General features: G+C 62.5%; 8 protein-coding genes. 6 read left to right on the top strand and 2 right to left on the bottom strand.

Going from position 1 to position 7,365, the window contains the following annotated elements:
• Positions 1 to 246: 246 nt before the first annotated feature.
• Both GX147_10005 and GX147_10000 read right to left on the bottom strand, forming a co-directional pair.
• On the bottom strand, positions 247 to 1,743 hold the full coding sequence (locus tag GX147_10005) for a response regulator (protein ID NLN61005.1): 1,497 nt from the start codon (positions 1,741 to 1,743) through the stop codon (positions 247 to 249).
• 92 nt (positions 1,744 to 1,835) lie between these two features.
• Entirely contained in the window at positions 1,836 to 2,042 is a 207-nt protein-coding gene (locus GX147_10000) for a hypothetical protein (protein ID NLN61004.1), read from the bottom strand.
• A 273-nt stretch (positions 2,043 to 2,315) separates the two neighbouring features.
• On the opposite strand from GX147_10000, the gene GX147_09995 reads away from it, so the two are divergent.
• The 6 genes from GX147_09995 (at position 2,316) to GX147_09970 (ending at position 7,267) form a co-directional block, all read left to right on the top strand.
• A complete protein-coding gene (locus GX147_09995; GenBank protein NLN61003.1) occupies positions 2,316 to 3,209 on the top strand; it encodes a tetratricopeptide repeat protein in 894 nt (297 codons plus the stop codon).
• 266 nt (positions 3,210 to 3,475) lie between these two features.
• The gene (locus GX147_09990) at positions 3,476 to 4,630 is read left to right on the top strand and encodes a hypothetical protein (protein ID NLN61002.1); all 1,155 of its coding nucleotides are present in this window, start codon (positions 3,476 to 3,478) and stop codon (positions 4,628 to 4,630) included.
• Positions 4,631 to 4,701: 71 nt separating this feature from the next.
• Complete coding sequence (locus GX147_09985; protein ID NLN61001.1) at positions 4,702 to 5,202, top strand: hypothetical protein; 501 nt, start codon at positions 4,702 to 4,704, stop codon at positions 5,200 to 5,202.
• A gap of 8 nt (positions 5,203 to 5,210) precedes the next feature.
• Complete coding sequence (locus tag GX147_09980; GenBank protein NLN61000.1) at positions 5,211 to 5,609, top strand: flagellar protein FlbT; 399 nt, start codon at positions 5,211 to 5,213, stop codon at positions 5,607 to 5,609.
• Positions 5,590 to 5,970: a flagellar biosynthesis regulator FlaF gene (gene flaF, locus GX147_09975; protein NLN60999.1), complete on the top strand. Its 381-nt coding sequence runs from the start codon at positions 5,590 to 5,592 to the stop codon at positions 5,968 to 5,970. Before GX147_09980 ends, flaF begins: the two co-directional genes overlap by 20 nt.
• 112 nt (positions 5,971 to 6,082) lie before the next feature.
• The gene (locus tag GX147_09970; GenBank protein ID NLN60998.1) at positions 6,083 to 7,267 is read left to right on the top strand and encodes a tetratricopeptide repeat protein; all 1,185 of its coding nucleotides are present in this window, start codon (positions 6,083 to 6,085) and stop codon (positions 7,265 to 7,267) included.
• Positions 7,268 to 7,365: the final 98 nt, after the last annotated feature.

Raw genomic sequence — 7,365 nt, 5'->3', positions numbered from 1 at the left:
TGGCGATCAGTAAAGATATGGATACTTGTTTTTCGAACGCTCCGAGATATCTGAAGTCTCTCCGCTTTCGAAAAACAATAAAGGGTGAGGTGTACTTTAATTTGAAAAGCTTTTTCATAGATGACAATGCAAGGAACGCCTGCGAAGGGACACTCGTGAAGGAAGCGCCCGGAACGACAGGGGACGCCTGTGAAGGGACACTCGTGAAGGAAGCGCCCCGGAATGACATGGCAGGGGGCCGTCGTGTTACGGGGAAGGGGTCTGTCTGATCAGCAGCCTGACCAGGCAGTCCACCACCTGTTCGTCGAACTGGGTGCCGCGGTTTTTCAGCAGCTCCACAACGGCGTCCTCCATCCGCATGGCCTGCCGGTACGGGCGCGTGTTCGTCATGGCGTCGTAGGAATCGGCCACGCAGAGGATGCGCGCCAGGAGGGGGATGTTCTCCCCCGCCAGGCCCTCCGGGTAGCCCCGGCCGTCCCAGCGCTCGTGGTGGTGCAGGATGATGTCGCGCTCCTCCTCGAAGATGACGATGGACTGGAGGATGCTCTCTCCGATGACGGGGTGTTTCTTGATGATGGCGTATTCGTCGTCCGTCAGGCGGCCGGGTTTCAGAAGGACGCTGTCGGGAATGGCGATCTTGCCGATGTCGTGCAGCATGGCGGCGATTCTCAGGGATTCCTGCTGCGCCTCGTCGCAGCCCATGGCCTGCGCCACCTCCAGGGCCAGGTTCATGACCCGCCAGGAATGCTCCTCCGTGTAATGGTCCCGGACCTGGATGGACGCGACCAGGGACTTGAAGGTTTCGATCAGGTTGCCGTACAGGCTGTCGTAGAGCACCTTGTTTTCGAGATTCAGGGCCGCCCGGTTCGTCAGGCTCTGGATGTGCTGCAGGTCGTTCTGGGTCACGCCGGGGCCGCGCCCGTCCTTTTTGACGGTGAGGACGCCGAAGACCTGGCCCCGGATCATGAGGGGCGAACAGATGATCGTCGGCAGAAATTCACCGGCTTCACCGCTTTTGGCGACGGCGGCCTGCCGCTTTTCCACCACCGAGAGGAACAGGGGGGTCAGGCGGGGGATGTACCTGTCCAGGTAATCCCGGACGTCGTCGCTCTTGATCACCTGGGGGTGGAAAGCCTTCGCGTTGTCGTCGTAAAGCAACAGGGCGCTGCTCTCGCCATCCACGACCTGGATGGCCATGTCCACGATCTTCTGAAAGATCTGGTCGTTGCCGCCGGACGTGTTTTCGATGCTCTCGTAAATATAGCTCCTTAAGGAGAGCTCTTCCTTCTTGTTGATCACCTCGATGGGCTCGCGGCGGGCCTCCCGCCCGCCCTCCCCGGTTATCTCCGATTCCTCGAGGGAAATCCCGACCTTGAAAACGAGATTGTCGATATCGAAGGGTTTGGGGAGGAAATCGACGGCCCCTTTCTTCATGGCCGTCACGGCGAGATTCGTCGCCGGGTGCGCCGTGATCACCAGAACGGGGGTCTCCGGCCTGGCCTCCCGGATCCGGCCCAGCAATTCCATGCCGCTCATGCCGGGCATCATCATGTCCGTAATGACGAGATCGAAGTGACCCGCCAGGAACATCTGCATGGCCTGCGCGCCGTTTTCCGCTTCCGCCAGGAGGTAATCCCGCCCGGCCAGGGTTTCCGTAATCAACTGGCGCAGGGCCGCGTCGTCATCGACGACGAGAATCCGCTTTTTTAATGAATCGAGGTCCGGAACGGCCGGTTGCAACATCCACGTCTCCTATCCCCGGGGCTGACCGGGCAAACCGCGGGGGACACTGATTTCGGTCATGTCCGGGCCGATGAGATGAAGGGAAGGACGGGTCACGAACGCCTCTTCAGGATGATATCCAGAAGGCTGTAGGATATCTTCTGGTAGGCCTCTTTCCTGTCCAGACCCGACAGGGAAACGACGTCCCCGTGGGACTCCGCCGTTCCCACCTCCCGCGGGCCCGCCGACGGCACGCTTTGCCTGCTCTGCCGGTTGTAGGCCTTGATCACGTTGTCCACCTGGTATGTCGAGATCGTCATCGTCCCACCGAACCCCTTTTCCCCCGATCCACTGATCCATGAACCGCTTTCATTCTCTCTATCGGCAGGGGGGAAGGAAAACTTTAGAACAAAGGGACCGTTTCCGGAAAAGTGTGAATCACTTCACACCCGGCCCTCCCCCCGGGGCGCTCCGGTCCCGTCCCGTTCCGGGGATACGCCCCTGTTATTCCAGGGCCGGCGGGCATGGCGACGCCTCCGGCCTCCCCGGAGCGCCGCCCCGCCGGGGAGGGGACGGCGGGAAGGGACCCCAACATGGCACAGTCAATGCAAGGTAAAAGGCATGACGAGGGGCCGCTTCACCCCTGTTCGGGCGGCCAATCGGGGCGGCGAACCAGAGACGGGGCCGGCGGGAGCCGGCGGAAAACGGGACCGGAGGCACGGGACATGAGCGACACCATCGACCGGAACGCCGTGGTCGAGATCAACATCCAGATGAACGCATGCAGGAAACACCTGCAGACGCACAACCTCTACTCCTGTATCGCCCGCTTCGGGGAGGTCCTGGAGAAGCTGAAGACCACGCCCATGCTCGCCTCCGACTCGAAGGAACTGCACAGGGACATCAACCGGTTCCAGCAGCAGCTCGCCTCGTCGAGAACCTTCCGCGACGTGTACGGCCCCGTCACCTTCCGGGACGACGACTTCGACACGACCCTGGACTTCATGCGCCAGCTCATGATCCTGAAGGACGAGGAGGTCCGGGAGATCATGGCCCAGGGGAGCCTCAACGGGGAGACGTCGGGACCCGGGGACGGAAAGCCGGGCATGGACGAGGCCCGCCTGGCCCTGGAGCGGGGCGACTTCGCCGAAGCCCGGGACATGGTGGGGGACGACGAGGCCCTGCGCGACGGCCTGGCGGACCTGTACAACGCCGACGGGATCCGCAGCCGCAGGGGCGGCGACTTCGACCGGGCCGTCCTCCAGTACAGGAAGGCCATCGCCGTGCGGCCCGACGACGAGCACCTCCACTACAACCTGGCCCGGGCGTACCTGGAGAAGGACGACGGGGCGGAGGCCCGCAAGGCCATCGACCGGGCCCTGGCCGTCAACCCCGAATTCTCCGAGGGGGCGCGCCTGAAACGCCACATCGACGCGACCCTCCCCCGGCCGGCGTCCCCCCCGGCGGAGGGAGACCCGAAACCCTGAAAAACGCTTTTTTCCCCCCTTCCCCCTCCTTATAAAAGGGACCGTCCCCGGCGGGACGCCCCCGGAAACACGCCTTTCACAAAACCGCTAAAGTTGTTCCCCCCTCCTGCCGATAAGGGTATCGAAGGCTGACGACAAAGAGACGGCCGGGAAGGAGGAGAAAAACAAGGGACCGTCCACGAAAGGCCACAGAGAAAGCCGCGGAAGGCGGCGAAAAACCTCGGCGAGAAACGCCGACTAAAAAAACCTAGAAAAGGAGAAACATCATGGCTCTTAACGACGTATCATTAACCGCAGGAATGAGGTCCAACCTCCTGTCCCTCCAGAACACGGTTAAACTTTTAGACAGAACGCAGGAACGCCTCTCGACGGGCAAAAAGGTCAACACGGCCATCGACAACCCCGTGTCCTTCTTCGCCGCCCAGTCGCTCAACTCGCGGGCGTCCGTCATCGACAGCTTGAAGGACGCCATGGGCCAGGCGGTCCAGACCGTCAAGGCGGCCGACAAGGGCATCACGGCCATCACGGCCATGATCGAACAGGCCAAGGGTATCGCCCAGTCGGCGCTGAGCGCCCCGGCCGACAGTGGCCAAGATACTGGAACGATCACGCTCACGCAAATCGATGTAGATGATGTAATTAATATCGGCGGTATTACTTTCACCGCAGTGACTACTGCACCGGCAGCCACAGGCCAGTTTCTCGCCAGCGGTAACAGTTTGATCGATACCATTTCCCTTGCTGCCGCAATCAACGATCAAGATTGGTCTGGTGAGGTAGCCGCATTCAGTGCAACGGTAAAAGATGGTGTTCTGTCCATATCAAAAACAGATAATACAACCAATGAAGTTGTTGACGTTGTGGCTGGAGATTTTTCCTACACTCCCAATGGTGGTGGTGTGGCCACAATGGCGGTAACGGAGTCCACGAGCGGCGAACTTGCTTCTCTGCAGGCCCAGTTCAATACCATGCTGCAGCAGATCGACGACCTTGCGGCAGACTCCGGGTATAAAGGAAAGAATCTGCTCGCCGCCGCGGTGATGACCGTCAAGTTCGAGGGCAGCCACACCCTGGACGTGCAGGGCTTTGACGCTTCGACCGCCGGTCTGAGCATTGGCGCGGCCGCCTGGGCCACGGAGGCCGCCATCGACGCTTCCATCGTGGAGCTCGACAATGCGGCGGTGACGCTCCGTTCCGAGGCCTCGAAGCTCTCGGGTAACCTGAGCATCATCACGGTGCGTCAGGACTTCTCCGACAACATGATCAACACCCTGACGGAAGGCGCGGACAAGCTGACCCTGGCCGACACGAACGAGGAAGGGGCCAACATGCTCATGCTCCAGACGAGGCAGTCCCTGAGCACCACGGCCCTCAGCCTCTCGGCCCAGGCCGCCCAGTCGGTTCTCAGACTGTTCGGGTAAGAAGCACGCGCGGGGGTTCGGACGGGGAGGAGGACCTCCTCCCCGCCTGACACCGCCAGGGGGAGCTTGACATGAACGTACAGACCACGCATCTATTCCCGGAGCCGCACCAGGGGCTCCGCCCGTCGGACCGGCGGGAGACCTCCCCTTCCGACAGGGAGGCCCCCCGCCCCGGATCCTTCGCGGGCGGGGCGGGAATCCCCGGGAGCGCCGGGGGGGGCACGCCGTCCCGGTCGTCCGTTCTGGCCGAGATCGACCGCCTGCATCAACGTGTGGAAGGGGATCTGAACATCGTCCGGGATCCGCCGTTCTTTCCCATCGCGACGTACCAGCGGACGGACCTCATCAAGCGGGTCCGGATCATCGAGGAGGCCGTTCAGCGGCTGGGCCTGGACCGGGACGTGACGACCCTGTCTTCCGGCAAACTGGAGGACGAGGCGTCGGACAGGGAAATCGCCGCGACCCTGGATAAGCTCTTCACCTTCCGGGACCGGCAGAAAAGCGGTGACCAGGCGGCGTCGAAGCCGCCCGCGGAAATCGGGCCGGGGGCCATCCTGGCCGTGGAAGTCTGAGGCCGCTCATGGCGCTGAAAATAGACCTGAAACCAAACGAAAGGCTCGTCGTCAGCGGGGCCGTCATCCGGAACGGGAGGAAGCGGGCGGAACTGATCATCGAAAACAACACGCCCATCCTAAGGGAGAAGGACATCATGCGCCCCGAAGAGGCGACCACCTACTGCGGCCAGATCTACCTGGCCGTCCAGATGATGTACCTCGACGGCGACAACCTGGCGCAATACCACAAGACGTACTGGTCCCTCGTCCGGGACCTCGTCAGGGAGGTGCCTTCCACCCTGCCCCTCGTCGGGGAGATCAGCGGGCATCTGCTGAAGAACGAATACTACCAGGCCATCAGGCAGGCCGGAAAACTCATGGATTATGAACAGGAGGTATTGAACCGTGTCCGCAGTGCAACTTGAAGCGTACAAGACGGCCCAGCAATCGGTCATGAGCGGCCGTGAAATCGAGGCCATGGCCCTTACAAAGGCCGCCTTGCAGTTAAAAAAGTGCCGGAACGATTGGGACCCCCACGACCGGGGAGGGGAGCGGGCGGCGTCCCTGGAGAAGAACCAGCGCATCTGGAGCATTCTCCAGGGGGAACTGGCCCGGGACGACCACCCCCTGCCGAGGCCGATCCGGGAGGACCTCCTGTCCCTGAGCCTTTTCGTGGACAAGCGGACCTTCGACGTCATGGCCTACCCGGCCCCGGAAAAGCTGGATATCCTCATCAACATCAACCTGAACATCGCGGCGGGCCTCCGGAACAGCCCGACCGAGTGACTCCCTCCCGAAGGGTCCCGGCGCGGCGGTATGAGAACGGGCACCGCCGGGACCCCTTTCGGCGAACCGCGGCGCCCTAAAGTTTTCCGCCGCCGCGGCCGATATAATCATCATGGAAACCATCACCGCCGCCGACCTGCTTTTTTCCGCCACGACCCCCAGCCTGGCCATGATCGACAACATGGCCGCCTCCTCCCTGGGACGGGGGATCGATGCGTTCATGGCGAAGAACTACACCGCCGCCGTGCGGGAATTCCGACGTTCCATCTCCCTTTCCCCCTTCTCCGAGAATGCCCTGAACGCCTTCGAGTACATGGCCCAGGCCCTCGGGCAAAGCGGCCGGATCCGGGAAGCCGTGACGGCCTACAAGGAGGCCATCCGGGTCTTCCCGTCCGCCGACGGCCTGAACCTCAGCCTGGGGAACCTGCTCTTCGCGGAAGGGCGCCAGGAGGAGGCCCTCGAACAGTACCAGGCCGCCGTCCGTAAGAACCCGGTGGTCTCCGGAAACGTTTACGCCCTCGGCCAGGGGTACCTCGCCCTGGAGCAGTACGGCAAGGCGGAGGAGACCTTCAAACAGGTCATCGGGATGTCGCCGCGGGACTCCGCCGGCTACTACGCCCTGGGGCAGACCTACCGCATGATGGGGCGCTGGGACGAGGCGGAGGAACAACTGCAGAAGGCCCTGGCCATGAAAAAGGACTTCGGTTATGTCCATTACGAGCTCGGCATGGTTTACGCCCAACGACAGGAGATGGCCAAGGCGCGGGAAGAACTGGAAATCGTGGCGAAAAAAGCCCGGGAGCTTTTTCCGGACCTGCAACTGGCCATCGAGCGGAACGCGGCGCCCCGGTTCATCCTGGCCTATACGGGACAGCTCAACCTGTCCCTGGGACCGGGCACGAAGGTGTCTTCCCTCGCCCCGTCCCTGGCGGAGCCCGGGGCGACCGGGGAGTTCACCATGCGCTTCGTCTTCGACAAGGCCATGGACGCGGCGTCGGTACGGAATGTCATGAACTGGGAAATCAGCCGGTCCTCTTCCCTGGAAACGGGGGGATCTTACAACTGGGGGCGGAAGGTCCCCGCCTCGGAGGTGAACGTCGCCCTCCATCCCGTGAGGGTCCTTTACGACCCGGAGCTCCTGACGGCCCGGGTGACGTTTCGGATCACGCAAAACGCCGACGGAAACGGCACCATCGACCTCTCCCACCTGGTCTTCAGCTTCAGGGGAACGGATGTCCACGGCAACGTGATGGATCCCGAGGCGGACCAGTACAACCGTTTTTCAAGGATCGTCTGATCCCCCTCCCCCCGTCCACATCCCCGTCCCGGTTCCTTCCATTCCCCCCTGACCCCGACACCGGCCCCCCGCCCTTTTCCCCCCTGACCCCGACACCG

The sequence above is a fragment of the Deltaproteobacteria bacterium genome, assembly GCA_012522415.1.
Lineage (GTDB): Bacteria > Desulfobacterota > Syntrophia > Syntrophales > JAAYKM01 > JAAYKM01.
This window is presented reverse-complemented; position numbering and strand designations above follow the sequence as displayed.